At 64.6% G+C, this 19,819-nt stretch carries 17 protein-coding genes; 12 read left to right on the forward strand and 5 right to left on the reverse strand.

Going from position 1 to position 19,819, the window contains the following annotated elements:
- Window positions 1-4: 4 nt before the first annotated feature.
- Both AC07VU_RS23465 and AC07VU_RS23470 read right to left on the reverse strand, forming a co-directional pair.
- The gene (locus AC07VU_RS23465; protein ID WP_495030573.1) at window positions 5-1,978 is read right to left on the reverse strand and encodes a MacB family efflux pump subunit; all 1,974 of its coding nucleotides are present in this window, start codon (window positions 1,976-1,978) and stop codon (window positions 5-7) included.
- Window positions 1,979-3,151, reverse strand: a complete 1,173-nt coding sequence (locus AC07VU_RS23470; protein ID WP_495030574.1) for an efflux RND transporter periplasmic adaptor subunit — start codon at window positions 3,149-3,151, stop codon at window positions 1,979-1,981.
- A gap of 334 nt (window positions 3,152-3,485) precedes the next feature.
- Between AC07VU_RS23470 and AC07VU_RS23475 the strand changes: the two genes are divergently transcribed.
- The 6 genes from AC07VU_RS23475 to AC07VU_RS23500 all read left to right on the forward strand — a co-directional run bounded on the left by AC07VU_RS23475 (window position 3,486) and on the right by AC07VU_RS23500 (window position 11,178).
- Complete coding sequence (locus AC07VU_RS23475; protein WP_037004888.1) at window positions 3,486-3,968, forward strand: sigma-70 family RNA polymerase sigma factor; 483 nt, start codon at window positions 3,486-3,488, stop codon at window positions 3,966-3,968.
- Window positions 3,969-4,099: 131 nt separating this feature from the next.
- A complete protein-coding gene (locus AC07VU_RS23480; RefSeq protein WP_277589288.1) occupies window positions 4,100-5,434 on the forward strand; it encodes a lysine N(6)-hydroxylase/L-ornithine N(5)-oxygenase family protein in 1,335 nt (444 codons plus the stop codon).
- Window positions 5,435-6,024: 590 nt separating this feature from the next.
- On the forward strand, window positions 6,025-8,790 hold the full coding sequence (mgtA, locus tag AC07VU_RS23485; protein ID WP_495030575.1) for a magnesium-translocating P-type ATPase: 2,766 nt from the start codon (window positions 6,025-6,027) through the stop codon (window positions 8,788-8,790).
- Between the two features lie 268 nt (window positions 8,791-9,058).
- Window positions 9,059-9,775, forward strand: coding sequence for an MgtC/SapB family protein (locus AC07VU_RS23490; RefSeq protein WP_007927856.1), 717 nt, complete (start codon window positions 9,059-9,061; stop codon window positions 9,773-9,775).
- Window positions 9,776-9,909: 134 nt separating this feature from the next.
- Window positions 9,910-10,329, forward strand: coding sequence for a hypothetical protein (locus tag AC07VU_RS23495; protein WP_457274490.1), 420 nt, complete (start codon window positions 9,910-9,912; stop codon window positions 10,327-10,329).
- A gap of 369 nt (window positions 10,330-10,698) precedes the next feature.
- Window positions 10,699-11,178: a hypothetical protein gene (locus AC07VU_RS23500; RefSeq protein WP_274304149.1), complete on the forward strand. Its 480-nt coding sequence runs from the start codon at window positions 10,699-10,701 to the stop codon at window positions 11,176-11,178.
- Window positions 11,179-11,182: 4 nt separating this feature from the next.
- Here the strand turns inward: AC07VU_RS23500 and dkgB are convergent, their stop codons facing one another.
- The 3 genes from dkgB to AC07VU_RS23515 form a co-directional block, all read right to left on the reverse strand.
- A complete protein-coding gene (gene dkgB, locus AC07VU_RS23505) occupies window positions 11,183-11,986 on the reverse strand; it encodes a 2,5-didehydrogluconate reductase DkgB (RefSeq protein ID WP_457274489.1) in 804 nt (267 codons plus the stop codon).
- A 225-nt stretch (window positions 11,987-12,211) separates the two neighbouring features.
- On the reverse strand, window positions 12,212-12,751 hold the full coding sequence (locus AC07VU_RS23510) for a PaaI family thioesterase (protein WP_053262004.1): 540 nt from the start codon (window positions 12,749-12,751) through the stop codon (window positions 12,212-12,214).
- A gap of 124 nt (window positions 12,752-12,875) precedes the next feature.
- Complete coding sequence (locus tag AC07VU_RS23515) at window positions 12,876-13,784, reverse strand: LysR family transcriptional regulator (protein WP_274306825.1); 909 nt, start codon at window positions 13,782-13,784, stop codon at window positions 12,876-12,878.
- Between the two features lie 108 nt (window positions 13,785-13,892).
- Between AC07VU_RS23515 and AC07VU_RS23520 the strand changes: the two genes are divergently transcribed.
- From AC07VU_RS23520 to AC07VU_RS23545, 6 genes are all read left to right on the forward strand, one after another.
- Window positions 13,893-14,759, forward strand: coding sequence for a pirin family protein (locus tag AC07VU_RS23520; protein WP_457274488.1), 867 nt, complete (start codon window positions 13,893-13,895; stop codon window positions 14,757-14,759).
- A gap of 98 nt (window positions 14,760-14,857) precedes the next feature.
- Window positions 14,858-15,541, forward strand: coding sequence for an isochorismatase family protein (locus AC07VU_RS23525; RefSeq protein ID WP_007927869.1), 684 nt, complete (start codon window positions 14,858-14,860; stop codon window positions 15,539-15,541).
- Between the two features lie 56 nt (window positions 15,542-15,597).
- A complete protein-coding gene (ycaC, locus tag AC07VU_RS23530) occupies window positions 15,598-16,224 on the forward strand; it encodes an isochorismate family cysteine hydrolase YcaC (protein ID WP_007927871.1) in 627 nt (208 codons plus the stop codon).
- 433 nt (window positions 16,225-16,657) lie between these two features.
- Entirely contained in the window at window positions 16,658-18,097 is a 1,440-nt protein-coding gene (locus tag AC07VU_RS23535) for a mechanosensitive ion channel domain-containing protein (RefSeq protein WP_495030576.1), read from the forward strand.
- A 202-nt stretch (window positions 18,098-18,299) separates the two neighbouring features.
- Entirely contained in the window at window positions 18,300-18,740 is a 441-nt protein-coding gene (locus AC07VU_RS23540) for a carboxymuconolactone decarboxylase family protein (RefSeq protein WP_007927880.1), read from the forward strand.
- 155 nt (window positions 18,741-18,895) lie between these two features.
- Window positions 18,896-19,648, forward strand: coding sequence for a tellurite resistance TerB family protein (locus AC07VU_RS23545; protein WP_101338593.1), 753 nt, complete (start codon window positions 18,896-18,898; stop codon window positions 19,646-19,648).
- The last annotated feature ends 171 nt before the right edge of the window (window positions 19,649-19,819 follow it).

The raw sequence follows: 19,819 nt of genomic DNA on the forward strand, positions 1-19,819 counted from the left end.
TCGATCATTCACTGGTGAGGGCCGTGACCGGGTCGAGCCGGGCAGCTTTGCGGGCCGGCATGAAGCCGAAGATGACGCCGGTGACCAGGGCGCAGGCGAAGGCGCCCAGGACCGCCACCAGGGAGAAGGCCACGGCCACTTCGCTGAGGATCAGCACGCCGCCGATGATCAGCGCCACGCCGATCCCGGCCAGGCCGCCGACCACTGAGAGCATCACCGCCTCGGTGAGGAACTGGCGCAGGATGTCGCGCTGGCGGGCGCCGGTGGCCATGCGGATGCCGATCTCGCGGGTGCGTTCGCGCACGGTCATCAGCATGATGTTCATCACCCCGATGCCGCCCACCAGCAGCGAGATCGCGGCGATGGCGCCGAGCATCAGTGACAGGGTGTTCTGGGTGCGGGCCTCGGCCTGGATCATCGCCGCGTTGTTGGTCAGTTCGAAGTCGCGCTTGCCGCCGTGCATGCGCAGCATCAGCTGGTCGATGGCCTGCTCGGCCTCCTTGACCTTGCGTGCGTCGCTGGTGGCGATCGCCACGTACTCCGGGTTGTGGCTGCCGAACAGGCGGATGCTCGCGGCGGAGTAGGGGATGGCGATGCGGTCGTCGCTGTCCTGGTCGCCGGAGCTGGCGCCTTTTTCCGCCAGCACGCCGACCACCTGGAACGGTACGTTCTCGATCAGGATGTATTGGCCGATGGGGTTGGCCACGTCCTTGAGCAGCTTGTCGCGGACCTTCTTGCCGATTACCGCCACGGCCGCCGCGCCACGCTCGTCGGCCTCGGTGAAATAGCTGCCCTCGACCACCGGCCAGTTGAAGATCGCCGGGAAGTTAGTGTCGTTACCGCCGACGTAGCTGGTGTGGTCGACATTGCCGAAGCGCACGCCGGCCTCGGAGCCATTGACCGGCATGATGCGCTTGACCTGCGGCAGGGCGGCCAGGGCGGCGACATCGTCGAGGGTGATGATGCCGGGCGGGGTGCGCGGGTTGGGCATGTAGCCGCCCAGGTAAATGATGTTCGAGCCAAAGGCGCCCATCTGCGCCATGACCTGGCGCTTACTGCCTTCGCCCACCGCCAGCATCACCACCACCGAAGCCACGCCTATGACGATCCCCAGCAGGGTCAGGGCGGTGCGGAAGCGGTTGATCCACATCACCCGCCAGGCCGCTTGCACGGCGTCCACCAGTTCGCCTTTCCAGGCACCGTTGTGTTCGCTGCCGTCGGCCAGGCGCTGGCGCAGATCCACCGCCTGCAGGGCGCCGCTGTTGGCGCTGGCCTGGACCTCGGGGTGGTCGTCGGCGGTGTCGCTGATGATCTCGCCGTCGCGGATTTCGATGATGCGCTTGGCCCGGGCCGCGACTTCGCGGTCGTGGGTGATGAGGATCACCACATGGCCTTGGCTGGCCAGTTCGTCGAGCAGGCTCATGACCTCGGCGCCGCTGTGGCTGTCGAGGGCGCCGGTGGGTTCGTCGGCGAGGATGATATGGCCGCCGTTCATCAGCGCGCGGGCGATCGACACCCGCTGCTGCTGGCCGCCGGACAACTGGTGCGGGCGGTTGCCGGTGCGGCTGGCCAGGCCCAGGCGGTCGAGCAGGGCGGCGGCGCGGGCATGGCGCTCGGCCGCCGGGGTGCCGGCATAGATCGCCGGCATTTCGACGTTCTCCTGGGCCGAACCGGACGGAATCAGGTGGTAGCCCTGGAACACGAAGCCGAAGGCTTCGCGGCGCAGCCAGGCCAGTTCGTCGCTGCCCAGCCGGGCGACGTTTTCCCCGGCGAACAGGTACTCGCCCGAGGTCGGGCGGTCGAGGCAGCCGAGGATGTTCATCAGCGTCGATTTGCCGGAGCCGGAGGCGCCGACGATGGCGACGAACTCGCCGGCGTGGATCGACAGGTCGATGCCACGCAGCACGTCCACTTGCGGCGTGTCGCCGCCGCCATAGGATTTGCGGATGCCCTTGAGGTCGATCAGCGGGGTTTGCATTCAGCCTCCGCTGCTTTGCGCGGGACCGATCAGCAAGTGATCGCCTTCGGCGAGGCCGTCCAGGACCTGGATGCGCAAGCGGTCGCTGATGCCGACCCGTACCTTGCGCTCCTCGATCGAGCCGTTTTTCGCCACCACCCGGGCCAGCTGGACGCCGCTCTCGGTGCTGCCCTGCAGGGCGGCGATCGGCGCGGTGAGAACGTCCTGCGCGCGCTCGGCGACAAAAAACACCTGGGTGGTCATCTCGGCCATCAGCGCGTTGTCGGCGTTATCCACATCCAGCAGCACGGTGTAGAGCACCACCCGGCCGCTGCCGCTCTTGCTTGAACTGTTGGGGCTGCCGCTGCCCTGGCTGCTTTCGTTCAGCGGCTTGGGCGGGATCGGCAGGATCTGCCGCACGGTGCTGGTCCAGCGCCGGGCGCCGCCGCTCAAGGTGGTGAAGTAGGCGCTCATGCCCGGCTTGACGTGGCCGATATCGGCTTCGGAGACCTCGGCCCAGACGGTCATCGGCGACAGCCGGGCGATGCGCAGGATCAACGGCGTCTGTTGCTGGGCGTTGAGGGTCTGGCCTTCGCGGGCGTCCACCGCGACCACGGTGCCGGACATCGGCGCGTAGATCCGCGTATAGCCCAGCTCGGCCTGGTCGCTGCGCAGGCTGGCCTGGGCCTGGCGGATCTGCGCCTGGATCATGTCGATCCGCGCCTGGGTGGCCTTGAGTTCGGCGCGGGCGGTCTGCACGTCTTCGTCGCGGGTCGCACCGCCGGCGGCGAGGTTCTGCTGGCGCTGGTATTTCTGCCGGGCCAGCTCGTTCTGCGCCCGCTGCTCTTGCAGCTGGGCCTGCAGGTTCTCGATGGAGAAACGGCTGGCGTCGAGCTTGGCCTGCTGGGTGGCGGGGTCGATCTCCACCAGCAGCTGGCCTTCCTTGACCGGGTCGCCGGCCTCGACGTGGATCTTGCGGATCTGCCCGGACGCCTGGGCACCGACGTCGACATAACGCCGCGGTTGCAGGGTGCCCAGGGCGGTCACGCTGCTTTCGATGGTGCCGCGGCTGACCTGCACGGTGGCGAACTGGTCGCGCCCCGGCGGCAGGAACTGCCAGGCGGCGAAGGCAACGACAGGAATCAGACACAGGGTGACAAGCAGGGCGCGTCGGGGATGACGGGGACGTTTCATGCAGGGTTCCGGCCAATGGAAGTCGGCCCGTCGTCCGGCCTGGCCCGTGGCATGGGCGCTGGCTGGAGGCTGTCGATGGAGCGACAGATACGGGGAGCTGTCAGGTAGACGAGAAGCGCCGGAGGGAATTTAAGTCATGACACATGGCGTTACAGGTGCGGGGTTACAGGTTAGGCGACGAAAATAAAACCGGCGAATCGACGCAGCACTTTAAATCTATATGAGAATTACTATAAATTACACCACTTCTAAACTGCCATCATCGAATCGCCTGCCCAGGGGCGGAGTGCCAGTTGTGCTCAAGGACAAAAGCCGCGTATCGCGGTCGGGAGTCATGTTGGAAAACTACTATCGCGAGCTGGTGTGTTTCCTCAACGCCAAGCTGGGCAACCTGCAGGTGGCCGAAGATGTGGTGCATGACGCTTATGTGCGGGTGCTGGAGCGTTCCAGTGACACGCCGATCGAGCAACCGCGGGCCTTCCTCTACCGCACGGCGCTGAACCTGGTGATCGATGGCCATCGGCGCAACGCCTTGCGCCAGGTCGAATCCCTGGATGTGCTGGACAACGAAGAGCGCTTCTTCAGCCCCTCGCCACACACCAGCATCGACCACGGCCAGCGCCTGGACATGCTGCAACGGGCGCTGGCGGAGCTGCCGGCGCTGTGCCGGGAAAGTTTCCTGCTGCGCAAGCTCGAAGGCCTGTCCCACCCCGAGATCGCCGAGCGCCTGGGGATTTCCCGCAGCCTGGTGGAGAAGCACATCGTCAATGCGATGAAACATTGCCGGGTGCGGGTCCGGCAGTGGGACGCCCATTGATCCTTCTTTGTTAAATTTTTTTTCACTGTCCTCGTTCCTACTCAACAGACGACCTGCTGCCTCGCCATGGGCCGATCAGGTCACCGTCGATTTCTCCCCGCGTTGAGGGATTTATCCAGAGGACACTGGAAATGACACAGGCAATTGCATCGACCATCGTTCACGACCTGATCGGTATCGGTTTCGGCCCCTCGAACCTGGCGCTGGCTATCGCGCTGGAAGAACGTGGCCAGATTCAGGGTCCGCTGGACGCGCTGTTTCTCGACAAGCAGGCCGACTACCGCTGGCACGGCAACACGCTGGTGGCCCAGAGCGACCTGCAGATTTCCTTTCTCAAGGACCTGGTGACCCTGCGCAACCCGACCAGCCCGTACTCCTTCGTCAACTACCTCAAGCACCACGGCCGCCTGGTGGACTTCATCAACCTGGGCACCTTCTATCCGTGCCGCATGGAGTTCAACGATTACCTGCGCTGGGTCGCCGGGCACTTCCAGGAACAGAGCCGCTACGGTGAAGAAGTACTGGCCATCGAGCCGGTGCTGCACAACCAGCAGGTCGAGGCGCTGCGGGTGATTTCCCGCGACAGCCAGGGCCAGGAATTCGTCCGTACCAGCCGTTCGGTAGTGGTCAGCCCTGGCGGCACGCCACTGATCCCGGACACCTTCAAGGCGCTCAAGGACGACGGCCGGGTGTTCCACCACGCGCACTACCTGGAGCGCATGGCCAACCAGCCGTGCACCAGCGGCAAGCCGATGAACGTGGCGATCATCGGGGGCGGGCAGAGCGCCGCCGAAGCCTTCATCGACCTCAACGACAGCTTCCCTTCGGTGCAGGTGGATATGCTGATGCGCGGTTCGGCGCTGAAACCGGCGGACGACAGCCCGTTCGTCAACGAAGTGTTCTCGCCGGCCTTCACCGACCTGGTGTTCCAGCAGCCGAGCGGCGAGCGCGAACGCCTGGTCCATGAGTACCAGAACACCAACTATTCGGTGGTGGATGTCGACCTGATCGAACGCATCTACGGGATTCTCTACCGGCAGAAAGTCTCTGGCATCGCGCGGCATGCCTTCCGCACCCTGACCACCGTGGAAAAAGCTACCGCCACCGCCCAGGGCGTCGAACTGGTGCTGCGCAACACCTCCACTGGCGAGCTGAGCACCGGCCACTACGACGCGGTGATCCTGGCCACCGGCTACGAGCGCCAGACCCACCGCGCATTGCTGGCGCCGCTGGAAGCCTACCTGGGCGACTTCGAAGTGGACCGCAACTACCGGCTCATCACCGACGAGCGCTGCAAGGCCGGCATCTACACCCAGGGCTTCAGCCAGGCCAGCCACGGTCTGAGCGATACCTTGCTGTCGGTGCTGCCGATCCGCGCCGAGGAGATCGCTGCCTCGCTGTATGAGCACGACAAAGGCCGCCACAGCCGTTCGGTGCGCGACCTGCTGCTGGCCACCGCCAGCTGATTGCCCGGGTAACTTTGTAGGAGCGAGCTTGCTCGCGAAAAAATGGCCCGGCTTGCACGCTCCGTCGACTACTCCGACGCCTCGCGAGCAAGCTCGCTCCTACAGGATCGCCTTATCGTTGTAGGCGCGAGCTTGCCCACGACAGGGGGCAGACGTCCCCGCATTTCCTGCCTTTGGGGCCTGTCCGTAGCCCCTTCCTGAACCTTCGCTGAAGAACTTTTCGATTCCCCCGTCCGGGCCTTTGCCGCCGATTTACTCTGCAAAAACCGCGGCGTAAGCTGCGCGCGTTTTCCATCAAGCGGAGACCCACAGTGGGTACTTGTTCGAGTGACAGTAGTCGGCCGGTTTCGATAACCGGCACCTTCCCGGCAAGATAACGCGCCCGCCTTGTGTGCCGTTGTCTCGCCATGACCGCGAGCGGCGGCTTCCCGATCGTGGCCTTCAGGGCCCGTTCCCGATGTCCTTCTCATCGACACTGCAACAGTGGGTGATGCCTGGCGCATCGCCGCGCTACGGCTGCGCCTGTTCGCGCGGCCGGCGAACCAGACCTGGCTGTGAGTTTCCCGGCGCCGACCGTTAGGGGACACACCATGAATCTCACCCTGCTCAAAGAGTTTTTTGTCGGCTTCCTGCGGACCCGGCACTTCGCCCGGCACTTTCGCCGCCTGGCCTTGCTGGAGAGCTTCAGCGACGCCAGCGTCAGCCGCGACCTGCCACCGAGCCTCGCGCACACCCTGGTGGCCGCGGCCAACGACGATGCCACGGACCTGCTGCAACGCCTCGGCAGCCACACCGATGGCCTGAGCGAGGCCGAGGCCCAGGCCCTGCGCGAGCAGCATGGCCTCAACGAGGTCGAGCACGAGCAGCCGCTGCCGTGGTGGACGCACCTGTGGCATTGCTACAAGAACCCCTTCAACCTGCTGCTGACCCTGCTGGCGGTGATCTCCTGGCTGACCGAAGACATGAAGGCGGCCACGGTGATTTTTTCCATGGTGGTGCTCTCCACGCTGCTGCGCTTCTGGCAGGAGGCCAAGTCGAACAAGGCCGCCGATGCCCTCAAGGCAATGGTCAGCAACACCGCCACGGTGCTGCGGCGCAACGTGGTCGACGCCGCGCCGTCGGTGTTCGCCCGGCTGCATGGCGCGGCGGTTGCGCACCAGGGCCTGCAACGCCTGGAACTGCCGATCCGGCAACTGGTGCCGGGCGACCTGATCCAGCTCTCGGCCGGCGACATGATCCCCGCCGATTGCCGGGTGCTCAGCGCCAAGGACCTGTTCGTCAGCCAGGCGGCGATGACTGGCGAATCGATGCCGGTGGAGAAATTCCCGCGCCAGCAGGACGCCGCCACCCTCAATCCGCTGGAGCTGGACAATATCCTGTTCATGGGCACCAACGTGGTGTCCGGCGCGGCCACCGCGCTGGTCCTGGCCACTGGCAACGCCACCTATTTCGGCGCCCTGGCGCAGCGGGTCGGGGCCACCGACCGGGCGCCGACTTCGTTCCAGAACGGGGTGAACAAGGTCAGCTGGCTGCTGATCCGCTTCATGTTCGTCATGGCGCCGCTGGTGCTGTTCATCAACGGCTTCACCAAGGGCGACTGGATGGAGGCGCTGCTGTTCGCGCTGTCGATCGCCGTGGGCCTGACTCCGGAAATGCTGCCGATGATCGTCACCTCGACCCTGGCCAAGGGCGCGGTGTTCCTGTCGCGCAAGAAAGTCATCGTCAAGCGCCTGGACGCGATCCAGAACTTCGGCGCCATGGACGTGCTGTGCACCGACAAGACCGGCACCCTGACCCAGGACAAGATCTTCCTCGCCCGGCATGTGGATGTCTGGGGCGAGGAGTCCGACGATGTGCTGGAAATGGCCTACCTGAACAGCTACTACCAGACCGGCCTGAAGAACCTGCTGGACGTGGCGGTGCTGGAGCACGTCGAAGTGCACCGCGAGCTGAGGGTCGGCACGGCGTTCCAGAAGGTCGACGAGATTCCCTTCGACTTCAACCGGCGGCGCATGTCGGTGGTGGTGGCCGAGAAGGAGCGGGCGCACCTGCTGATCTGCAAGGGCGCGGTGGAGGAGGTGCTGGCGGTGTGCACCCGGGTGCGTCATGGCGCCGCCGAGGAAATGCTCAGCGACGAGCTGCTGGCGCGGATTCGCCAGGTCACTGCCCAATTCAATGGCGAAGGCCTGCGGGTGGTGGCCGTGGCCGCCCGGCCGATGCCCCGGGGCCGCGACAGCTACAGCCTAGCGGACGAGCAGGGGCTGACCCTGATCGGTTACGTGGCCTTCCTCGACCCGCCCAAGGAAAGCACCGCGCCAGCCCTTGAGGCCCTGGCCGCCCATGGCGTGGCGGTGAAGGTGCTGACCGGCGACAACGAGCTGGTCACGGCGAAGATCTGCCGCGAAGTCGGCCTGGAACAGCAGGGCCTGCTGCTGGGCAACGACATCGAGCGCATGAGCGACACCCAGCTGGCCAAGGCCGTGGAAACCACCAATGTCTTCGCCCGGCTCACGCCCTCGCACAAGGAACGCATCGTCCGCCTGCTCAAGGGCAACGGCCATGTGGTCGGCTTCATGGGCGACGGCATCAACGACGCGCCGGCGCTGCGCACCGCGGACATCGGTATTTCGGTGGACAGCGCCGTGGACATCGCCAAGGAGGCGGCGGACATCATCCTCCTGGAGAAAAGCCTGATGGTGCTGGAGGAGGGCGTGCTGGAAGGCCGGCGGACCTTCGCCAACATGCTCAAGTACATCAAGATGACCGCCAGCTCGAACTTCGGCAACGTGTTCTCGGTGCTGGTGGCCAGCGCCTTCATTCCGTTCCTGCCGATGCTGCCGATGCACCTGCTGGTGCAGAACCTGCTGTACGACATTTCCCAGATCGCCATTCCGTTCGATAACGTCGACGAGGAAATGCTGGCCCGTCCGCAGCGCTGGCAGCCGGCGGACGTCGGGCGCTTCATGCTGTTTTTCGGGCCGATCAGTTCGATCTTCGACATTAGTACCTTTGCCCTGATGTGGTACGTGTTCGATGCCAATACCCCGGACCACCAGACGCTGTTCCAGTCCGGCTGGTTCGTGGTCGGGCTGCTGACCCAGACCCTGATCGTGCACATGATCCGCACGCCGAAGATCCCGTTCCTGCAAAGCCGCGCAGCCATGCCGCTGCTGGTGATGACCGGGTTGATCATGGCCATCGGCATCTTCCTGCCCATGGGCCCGCTGGCGCACTACTTCAAGCTGCAGGCGCTGCCGTCGCTGTACTTCGTGTTCCTGCCGATGATCCTGCTGGCGTACATGGCGCTGACCCAGGCGGTGAAGGGCTTTTATATCCGCCGGTTCGGCTGGCAATAAGCTGCGGCTCGCGGCCGACGTTGCACAAAACCCCTGTAGCCGCTGCCGCAGGCTGCGCCAGGACCGCAGGTCCTCCGGCGTTGGCACGACCGCCACGGCCCTTCGGGCCAACCGGCGATCGCCATCTGCTCGTAATGCCAGCCGGTGCAAGATACCCGGCACCCTGGCCGGCCTCATCGCGGACCCGTCGGATCGCCGCCCGCTCGCACCGGCAAAGTGCACCTATCCTTAACGGCAGCCGACCGCCGCGTACTCAAGGACTCCCTTCATGCAAGCACTCCAGAACATCAACCTGACCTCCCTGGTGGACACTCTGGTCAGCCTCAGCGCGGCCTTTATCCTCGGTGGCCTGATCGGCTTCGAGCGCCAGTACCGGCAACGCACCGCCGGCCTGCGCACCAACGTGCTGGTGGCGGTGGGCGCGGCGATTTTCGTCGACATGGCCAACCGCCTCGGCGGCGCCGAGGGCGCGGTGCGGGTGGTGGCCTATGTGGTGTCCGGCATCGGTTTTCTCGGCGCCGGGGTGATCATGCGCGAGGAGGGCAACGTGCGTGGCCTGAACACCGCGGCCACCCTCTGGGCCTCGGCGGCGGTGGGTGCCTGCGCCGGCGCGGATCTGATTCTCGAGGCCTTTCTCGGCACGCTGTTCGTGCTGGCGGCCAACACCCTGCTGCGGCCGATCGTCAACAACATCAACCGCCAGCCGCTGGATGTGATCTCCGCCGAGGTCACCAACATCGTCTATGTCATCGCCCATCGCTCCAAGCAGAAGGCCGTGTTCGCCCTGCTCGAAGCGGAACTGGAACGCAGCAACTACCCGGCCAGCGATATCGACGTCCATGCCTTCGGCAACGACGATGTGGAGATCGAAGCCACCCTGGCCACCACTTCGGTGGACGGCGACGAACTCGACGCCCTGGTGGCGCGGCTGTCCACCTCGGCCCTGGTGGAACAGGCGTTCTGGAGCCCCAGCACCACCGAATAAAGCGTCCGTGCAGGGGGCTTTCCTGGGAGAAAATTCTCGTGCGCGGCAATTTTTGGGAATTGTCTTAAAGAGTTGGCCTGGGGCCATCGGATAGTCTGTCGGGCCTCTGTGTTCAACCGATAGTTGCCACGCCGATGCCCAACAAACGCTTGAGAATACTGATTGCCGATGCGTCCCGGGAGCAGTGTGGGCGCATCCAGCGTTTGTTGAATGGCCTGGGGTATTTCCGCATCGCGGCGGTGGAGTCTTTCCGCGAACTGGTGACCCTGACTCACTATTCCTGCGAACCCTTCGAGAACTTCGACCTGTTGCTGCTCAGCGGCGAGCTGGCGTTCGCCGCCGGGGTGGACGCCGGCGCGTTCTGCCAGGGCAACCCGCAGATCCGCCATGCCATGATCTATGGCGGTCGTACCGAACAGGCATTGCCGATGGTCCTCGGCGCCTCTGCGCTACAGGAGATCCTCTGGGTGCAGGGCGCCACGCAGGAGATCCTCCAGCGCTTCATTGCCCATATCAATCCTCCCGCCTCCTCGGGCAAAGACCGAACCTTCTGAACACTGGAATAGCCCCCGCAGTTGCTGGGAACAGGGCTTGCGTCGCGCTACTGGAGGTGGAATCACCACCTGGCCAGCGGTTTACTGATGGCCGCTACCGGGGCCGGGCGGGGTCTTTTGTCTCCATCCGGAGCGGACAAAAAGCAGGATTCATGACCGCCCATGGATAGCCGATGAGTGCCGCCGATGTGGGCGGAAATACCAGGGAAACGAGCATTTCGGGCTCGAAAAGTAGGGGAAAGCCGCATTTTAGTAATTCGGAGTAGGGCTTTTCAGAAAACCCTTAGAGAAAACTATCGGCTGCTCCCCTAGCCTTTATTCATAGGCTTGGAGCCTGTCATCTCAGACTTTTTTCATGGTCGCGAACAAATGCCGAATAAAACGTTACGAATCCTGATCGCCGATGAACAGCATTTTCATCGAATGAAGATCGAGCGGGTGCTGAACCAGCTGGGCTATTACCGGATTGCACCGATGTATCGACTCGTCGAGGTGTTGAACGTCGTGGAATATGGCAGTGAGCCAATGGACCTGCTGATCATCAACGCTTCGCTGGGGTTGCAGGCCCGGCTCGATATCGTGGCGTTCTGCATGGATAACCCGCAGATCCGTCACGTGCTGGTCTATGACTCCGAGCTTCTCGGCGTGCCTTCGATTCCACTCGGTCCGCAGCGCAAGCTGTATATCAGCAGCCTGTCGCTGCCGGACCACGAGACCATCAGCCGCTTGATGGCGGCCATCGACACCGGCCACCGGAGCAAGATTCCGGCGGCCGGAAAGTTTCCCAGCAGTTCCAATGAGGAAGAGATCGCGTCCGACGGCATTCGGTTGAATGCCGTGGTGCGTTAAGGCCTCAGTCCCACGCCGGCGCAATGCCGGCGGGGCTGGTCAGACGATGACCGCGCTCCAGATCGGCGATGCGCCGCATGTCTGCCTCGCTCAGGGTCAGGGCACAGGCCTTGAGGTTGCTTTCCAGGTTCGCGCGCCGGGTCGAGGAGGGAATCACCGCATGACCCGATTGCATGGCCCAGGCCAGGGTCACTTGGGCCGGCGTCGCCCGATGTTGCTGGGCGATCTGCTGGATGACCGGGTCCTCGAGCACTTCACCGTAGGCCAGCGTCATGTACGAGGTGATGTGAATCCCCTGGCTTTGCGCAAACTCCACGACCTTGCGGTTCTGCAGGTAAGGATGCAGTTCGATCTGATTAGTGGCGATGTGCTTGGCACCGACCGCGGCGATGGCCTGCCGCATCAGGTCGATGGTGAAGTTGGAAACACCGATCTGCCGGGTCAACCCCAGTTGCCTGGCCTCCAGCAGCGCCGCCATGAACTCTTCGACCGGTACCTGGTTGTCCGGTGACGGCCAGTGGATCAGGGTCAGGTCCAGGTAGTCGGTCCGCAGCTTGCGCAGGCTGTCCTTGAGACTGGGGATCAGCTTGTCGCGGGCGAAATTGGCAACCCAGATCTTGCTGGTGACGAACAGCTCGTCGCGGGGGATGCCGCTGTCGGCGATGGCCTGGCCGACCTCGGCTTCGTTCTCGTAGATCTGTGCGGTGTCGATCGCCCGGTAGCCCAGCTCGAGCGCGGTGCTGACCGAGTCGATGACCACCTGGCCTTGCAGGCGAAAGGTGCCGAGGCCGAAAGCAGGTACAGACATGGATGACTCCAGATGACAGTAGAAAGGCCACGAGTATCCCGGTCCGTACCCTTGAGAAAAACCGCCGGACAGGCAAAGCAATCTTTACCGCGAATCACGAATGCGCGGGCAGGCACGATCCCTGGTAGGCGCGAGCTTGCTCGCGAGACGTCCTTCCGGCCACCGCTGAGCGCAAGCCGTAGTTTTTTCGCGAACGAGCCCGCTTCTACAGACGTAGAGGCGGTTTCAGCCACGCGCTTCAAGAATCATGCAGGTGGTGGAGCCGGTGGCGTACAGGCGGCCATCGACGTCGTAGATCCGCCCTTCGGCCAGGGCGGTGGAGCGGCCCAGGTGGACGATCTTGCCTTCGGCACGGATCGGCCCGCTGCTGCCGGTCAGGGCCCGCACATAGCTGATGCGCAGGTCCAGGGTGGTGTAGCCCTGGCCCTTGTTCAGGCGGGTGTGGATCGCGCAGCCCATGCAGGAGTCCAGCAGGGTCGCGGCATAACCGCCGTGCACGCTGCCCAGCGGGTTGTAATGGCGGGCATCCGGGGTGCCCTGGAACACGAAGTGCCCGGCGGACCATTCGATGGGGATGAAGTCCAGCAACGTGCCGATGGGCGGCGAGGGCAGTTCGCCGTTGCCGATGCCGTCGAAAAATTCGGCAGGGGAGAGGGCGCTGACCTCGGCCAGGGACAGGCTGCCCGGACCGGCCAGGCGCGCGCGCATGGCCTGTTCCTGGGCGATCCATTGGGCCAGGGTGGCCTCGCGGGATGGGCTTTGCATGGGCGTTTCCTCACTGGGCGGAACAAGATGACGAGGAAAATATTATGTTCGAAATATTATTTCGGCCAGTGTCAAAAACGCCACAGGTCGGAAGATTCGGCCAGGCTTCACCTTGAGCGCATCCTCAGGTGATATCGCTGCGGCTGAACTCCTCGCCGAGAAAGTCGATCAGCGTGCGCACCGACGGCAGCAGGCCACGGCGCGACGGGAAGATCGCATGGACGATCCCGCACTTGGGCGCCCAGTCCGGGACCAGTTGCACCAGGCGCCCGGCGGCCAGGTCGTCGCGCACCACCACGCTGGGCAAGTGGGCGATGCCGATTCCCGCCAGCGCCGCCTGGCGCAGGGCAATCAGGTCGTCGGTGACCATCCGCGGCTTGTGGCGAATCTGCGCGAGCGTCTCGTCCGGGCCGAACAGCTCCCACTGGTATTCGCGTTGCGCCGCGCCCCAATGCAGGCTCGGCAGGCCGCTGAGGTCGGCGGGCGAGGCGGGGCTCGACAGGCGCGCGAGAAAGTCCGGGTGGCCGACCAGGCACTGGGTGCTGTTGCCCAGCACCTTCATCACCAGGTCGCTGCTTTCCAATGGCGGGAAGCGCACCCGCAGGGCGATGTCATACCCTTCGTGGATCAGGTCGACCCGGCGGTTGGTGCTCTCGATGAACAGCTCCACCAGCGGGTACTTGAGCATGTAGCGGGTCAGCATCGGCCCGACCCAGGAGTTGAGCAGCGCGGTCGGGCAACTCAGGCGCACCAGGCCCTGGGGCTCGGAGCGGTTGCGCTCGATGACTTCCGCGGCGCTTTCCGCTTCCACGCGCATGGCCAGGCAACGCTGGTAGTACTCATGACCGATCTCGGTGAGCGAACAGTGGCGGCTGGTGCGGTGAATCAGGCGCACGCCGAGGCGTTCCTCGAGCTGGGCAATGCGCCGGCTGAGCTTGGACTTGGGCATGTCCAGGGCGCGTCCGGCGGCGGCGAAACCACGGTGTTCGACGACCTGGGTGAAGTAGTAGAGGGTATTGAGGTCTTCCACCATCGTTCTCCAGATAGAACGCTAAGAGTGATTTTTGCAGTCTAGTGCATCAAAGGTATGGGTTTTAAGGTGTATCCAACGAAATAACTCACCCATTTCGGAGGCACCCACATGAAAAACATCATCGGTATCTACACCAGCCCACGGGCCCATTGGGTGGGCGACGGCTTCCCGGTGCGCACGCTGTTTTCCTACGACAACCTGGGCAAGCACATCAGCCCGTTCCTGCTGCTCGACCACGCCGGCCCGGCTGAATTCACCCCGACCCAGCAGCGCCGTGGCGTGGGTCAGCATCCCCATCGCGGCTTCGAAACCGTGACTATCGTCTACAAGGGCGAGGTGGAGCACCGCGACTCCACCGGCAGCGGCGGCAAGATCGGCCCTGGCGACGTGCAATGGATGACCGCGGCCTCGGGGATTCTCCATGAGGAGTTTCACTCCGAAGCGTTCGCCAAGTCCGGCGGCACCCTGGACATGGTCCAGCTGTGGGTCAACCTGCCGGCGCGGGACAAGATGGCCGCGCCCGGTTACCAGACCATCCTCGATGGCGACATCCCGGCCATCGCCCTGAAGGACAAGGCCGGCACCCTGCGGTTGATCGCCGGCGAGTACGACGGCGTCAAGGGCCCGGCCCGCACCTTCACGCCCATCGACGTCTGGGACATCCGCCTGAATGCCGGCAAGCCCCTGACCCTCGACCTGCACGAGGGGCGCAACACCGCCCTGGTGGTGCTGCGCGGCACGCTCCAGGTCAATGGCCAGGAAGTAGTGCGCGAAGGCCAGCTGGTGCTGTTCGAGCGCGACGGCGACCAGCTCAGCCTGGAGGCCAACAACGACGCGGTGGTGCTGCTGCTCAGCGGCGAACCGATCGACGAACCCATCGTCGGCCATGGTCCGTTCGTGATGAACAGCGAGGCCGAGATCCACCAGGCTTTCGTCGACTTCCAGTCCGGTCGTTTCGGCCAGATGCCTGGCTGACCCCCACTTACCGACTTGCACAGGACGTGTCGGCCGGTTTCAGGGCCAGGGATGGCTGTTGCCTTCAATAAATGCCCTAAACGGAAGAGGAACTGCACATGAACAACTTCAATGCTGCCAACTTCAATGGCGCCAAACCGACCATCGACCCCAACGACGCGGCGATGCTGCTGATCGACCACCAGAGCGGGCTGTTCCAGATCGTCAAGGACATGGACGTGCCGCAATTGCGGGCCAATGCCATCGCCCTGGCAAAAGCCGCGACCTTGCTGAAGATGCCGGTGATCACCACGGCCTCGGTGCCCCAGGGCCCCAACGGCCCGCTGATCCCGGAAATCCACCAGGAGGCGCCCCATGCCCAGTACGTGGCGCGCAAAGGCGAAATCAACGCCTGGGACAATCCCCAGTTCCGGGCGGCGGTAGAAGCCACCGGCAAGAAAACCCTGGTGATCGCCGGCACCCTGACCAGCGTCTGCCTGGCGTTTCCGTCGATCGCCGCGGTGCATGAAGGCTACAAGGTGTTCGCGGTGGTCGATGCCTCGGGCAACCATTCGCGGCTGGCCACTGACCTGACCATCGCCCGCCTGGCCCAGGCCGGGGTGGTGCCGATCGACATCATGGCCACGCTTTCCGAGCTGCAGGGTTCGTGGAACCGCCCGGACGCCGAGCAGTGGGCCGCGGTCTACGCCCAGGCCATGCCGCATTACCAGTTGCTGATCGAGAGCTACCTCAAGGCCCAGCAAGTGGCGAACGAGCACGAAGTGCTGGATTCCCAGCGCTGAAGCTGCACCCCCACGCCGACGTCCAGTCGGTATCGACAAGAAGCGAGGACTACCCCATGACTACCGCCTACAAGCGTCTCGACAAAGACAACGCCGCCGTGCTGCTGGTGGATCACCAGGCCGGCCTGCTGTCCCTGGTGCGTGACATCGACCCGGACAAGTTCAAGAACAACGTGCTGGCCCTGGCCGACCTGGCCAAGTACTTCAAGCTGCCGACCATCCTCACCACCAGCTTCGAAACCGGTCCCAACGGCCCGTTGGTGCCCGAGCTCAAGGCGCTGTTCCCGGACGCGCCGTACATCGCCCGGCCCGGCCAGATCAACGCCTGGGACAACGAAGACTTCGTCAAGGCGATCAAGGCCACCGGCAAGAAGCAACTGATCATCGCCGGCGTGGTGACCGAGGTTTGCGTGGCCTTCCCGGCGCTGTCGGCCCTGGAAGAAGGCTTCGAGGTGTTCGTTGTCACCGACGCCTCCGGCACCTTCAATGCCCTGACTCGCGATTCTGCATGGAACCGCATGTCCACCGCCGGCGCCCAACTGATGACCTGGTTCGGCCTGGCCTGCGAGCTGCACCGCGACTGGCGCAACGACATCGAGGGCCTGGGCACCTTGTTCTCCAACCACATCCCGGACTACCGCAACCTGATCACCAGCTACACCACTTTGACTCAGGGCAAGTGACCTGCCAGCGGCGGCTACACAAGGCAGCGAGCACGACCGGGCTATCGGAGGTGTCGCCATTCCCTGTAGCCGCTGCCGCAGGCTGCGACAGGACCGAAGGTCCTCCAGCGGTTTCAAGACCCTGCGCCTGCTGCGCAGTCGATCGCAGCCTCGCAAGCTCGACAGCGGCTACAGGGTTAGCGCCGATCGGTAGGTCACAACCCCTGTAGCCGCTGCCGCAGGCTGCGATAGGACCGAAGGTCCTTAAGCGATCTCAAGATCCCGCGCCCCTTGCGGGGTCGATCGCAGCCTCGCGGGCTGCAGCGGCTACAGAGTGAGCGACATCGTTGCAGGCAGGGGCCTCCCATGAGGCCCCTGTTTTTGTTTCTCCGGCTATACCTGCAAGGTCGCTTGTGTGAGATTGTCGCGCCTCTGACCGTGCTGGAGTTGCTTGATGCCGAACCTGTTCGCCGACCACCCGCTATTCGCCGCGCTGATCCTGATCCTGCTGGACATGCTGCTGTGGCGCCTGATCGGCGCGCGGGGCGGTTACTGGAAGCTGCTGGTGCGGGTGCTGATCTTCACCCTATACAGCGTGCTGCTGTTCAACCAGGGCCTGAACCCGATGCAGGCGGCGCCCTGGCCGGAGGACGTGCCGCTGCACCTGGCCGCCACCGGGTTGCAGATCGGTTGGTGGCTGTTCGGTGCGCGGACCCTGACGGTGTTGCTCGGCACCCTGATGATGCAGCGGGTCGGGCATACCGGGCGGCTGTTGCAGGACTTGATGGGGGCGGTGATTTTCCTGATCGCCATCATCGCCGCCATGGCCTATGTGCTGGAGCTGCCGGTCAAGGGCGTGCTGGCCACCTCCGGCGCGGTGGCGATCATTGTCGGCCTGGCGCTGCAAAGCACCCTCAGCGACGTGTTCTCCGGCATCGTGCTGAACACCACCAAGCCGTATCAGCTCGATGACTGGATCTCCATCGACGGCACCGAAGGCCGGGTCACCGACATCGACTGGCGCGCCACCCGGCTGCAGACCTCCCAGGGCAGCATGGCGGTGATCCCCAATTCCCTGGCGGCCAAGGCCAAGATCATCAACTTCAGCCGTCCCGCCGATATGCACGGGCTTTCCATCAGCCTCCAGGTCAGCCCCCATGCGCGGCCGCAAACGGTGATCGAGGCGCTGGAACGGGCCATGCTCGGTTGCCGTTTCCTGCTCTCCAAACCGGCCCCCAGCGTGGCTCTGAAAAGCTCGGGCAATGCCGGGGTGGAGTACGAAATCAGCGGTTTCGTGGCCTCCATGGGGCAGAAGCGCGAAGTACGCAACCAGTTGTTCGACCTGGCCTTCCGGCACTTGCAGGCGTCCGGCGTCAGCCTGTTGTCCAGTGGTGAAAGCAGCGTGGCGGCCCACCTGTCGCGCCCGCGGGCACTGCTGGACAGCTCGAGCATCTTCTCCACCCTGCGCCAGGAAGAGAAGGAAACCTTCAGCCAGAACATGACCCTGCAGACCTTCCGCGCCGGCGAGACCATCCTGCCGGCGGGCGAGGTCAGCGATCACCTGCTGATCATCGAATCGGGGGTGGTCTCGGTCAGCCTGATCCGCGATGGCAAGCCCTTCGAGGCCGGGCGCATGGGGCCGGGTGAAGTGATAGGCGAGGCGGGGGTTGCCGATCAGGCGACCGCGGCGGACTTCTCGGCCAAGACCTTCTGCACCCTGTACCGCATCGAAAACGAATACCTCAAGCCGTGCCTGGACGCGCGGCGCGACATCAGCGACGCGATGAAAAATCTCCTGGATTTCCGCCAGCACATCGCCCAGACCCTGACCCAGGAAAGCCCGCGGCCGGCGGTGAAAAAAGGCTTTATGCAGTGGCTGCGCCGGCGCGCCTGAGCGTCCATGCACGCCCCCAGCAGGCGCGCAGCTTGCGCGCGATAGCGTCATCGGTGAATGGCCGCTGCGCGGATCGCGCGCAAGCTGCGCTCCTACGCAAGAGGGGGGCATTGGTCACCTGGTCTTAGTCGGAATTGGTTATTGGTAGGGACCGGGCCCGGGCTTAACGTAGCGCCACATTCATTTGATCTGGAGCCACACCATGCAACCGCGTATCGACTTCTACACCGCCTCGCCGGACGCCCTCAAAGCCATGATCGCGCTGGAAACCGCGGTATCGAAACTGCCCCTGGAAAAGTCGCTGATCGAGCTGGTGAAGCTGCGTGCCTCGCAGATCAACGGCTGCGCCTTCTGCGTCGACATGCACACCGCCGACGCGCGCAAGAGCGGGGAAACCGAGCGCCGCCTGTACGCGGTCTCGGTCTGGCGCGAAGCGCCGTTCTTCACCGACCGCGAACGGGCCGCCCTGGCCTGGACCGAGTCCCTGACCCGGGTCAGCGAAACCCATGCGCCGGATGCCGACTACGAGCTGCTGAGCAGCCAGTTCAGCCCCAGCGAACAGGTCGACCTGAGCCTGGCCATCGCCACCATCAACAGCTGGAACCGCCTGGCGGTGGGTTTCCGCAAAATGCCCCAGGCCTGATTCCCGGGCTCACTGGCCGTCGGCTGGCGGATGGAATGGGCCGCCAGCGCGGCGTTTGGCGAGAAGGGATCAGGGCCCAAGCGGAAGCAGTTGGCGCAATGCGTGGCGAAGACTATTGTTGGCAATCTGAATAACTGCCCGAAGAGAGCGATGCCATGAACACCAGTGATTTGCTTGAACAGTTGCTGCGCGCCGGCCAGGCCTCGATGACGCAGCAGGGTGGCGGGGCCTCGGCACCGCAGGATGGCCTGGGAGGCCTGGGTGGCTTGCTCGGCGGCCTGTTGGGCGGTAACAGCGGCGGCGGAGCGCCGGCCGGCGGGCTGGGCGGGCTGGGTGGTCTGCTGGGCGGCTTGCTGGGCGGTTCCGGGTTGGGCGGCGCGGCTTCCGGTGGAGCCCCTCAGGGCCGCTCCGGCGGTGGTGCGAACTACGCGGCGCTGGCCTCCCTGGGGATGATGGCGTTCCAGGCTTATCAGGCCTGGCAGCGCCAGCAGCAATCGGCGGCGCCGCAACAGGCGTTGCGCACCGTCGACCAGCTGGCCGGCCCGGAAGTCGAAGAACACAGCCATGCGATCCTCCGCGCCCTGATCGCCGCGGCCAAGGCCGATGGCCGTATCGACGAGCAGGAAAAACAACTGATCAGCGCCGAGATCGGCCGTCACACCGATGACCCGCAATTGCAGCAATGGCTCGACGACGAAGTCGCACGTCCCCTGGACGCCGCCGACGTGGCCCAGTCGGCCGCGGGCGAGCCGGGCATGGCGGCGGAAATGTACCTGGCCAGCGTGATGCTGGTGGACGATCAGCAGGACGCCGAGCGCAGTTACCTGGACGAACTGGCGGCGGCGCTGCGGATCGACCCCGAGCTGCAACTGCACCTGGAGCAACAGGCCAAGGGCCAGGTGGCCTGAGCCACGAGGACCGGCTCCGCCAGGGGCCGGTCCATTTGTCCGCGTCGGGCATGCCATTCGACGCCCGGCATGCTCGATCCGCGTCTCTCCCAATCTCTGCTTTGGTTCCGCCGGCGCCCCCGTGGCCGAGGTGGATTGTCGCAGCGTGGATTTATTCGCCATCTCCGGGGG

Source organism: Pseudomonas sp. GW821-FHT02B10, assembly GCF_059421865.1.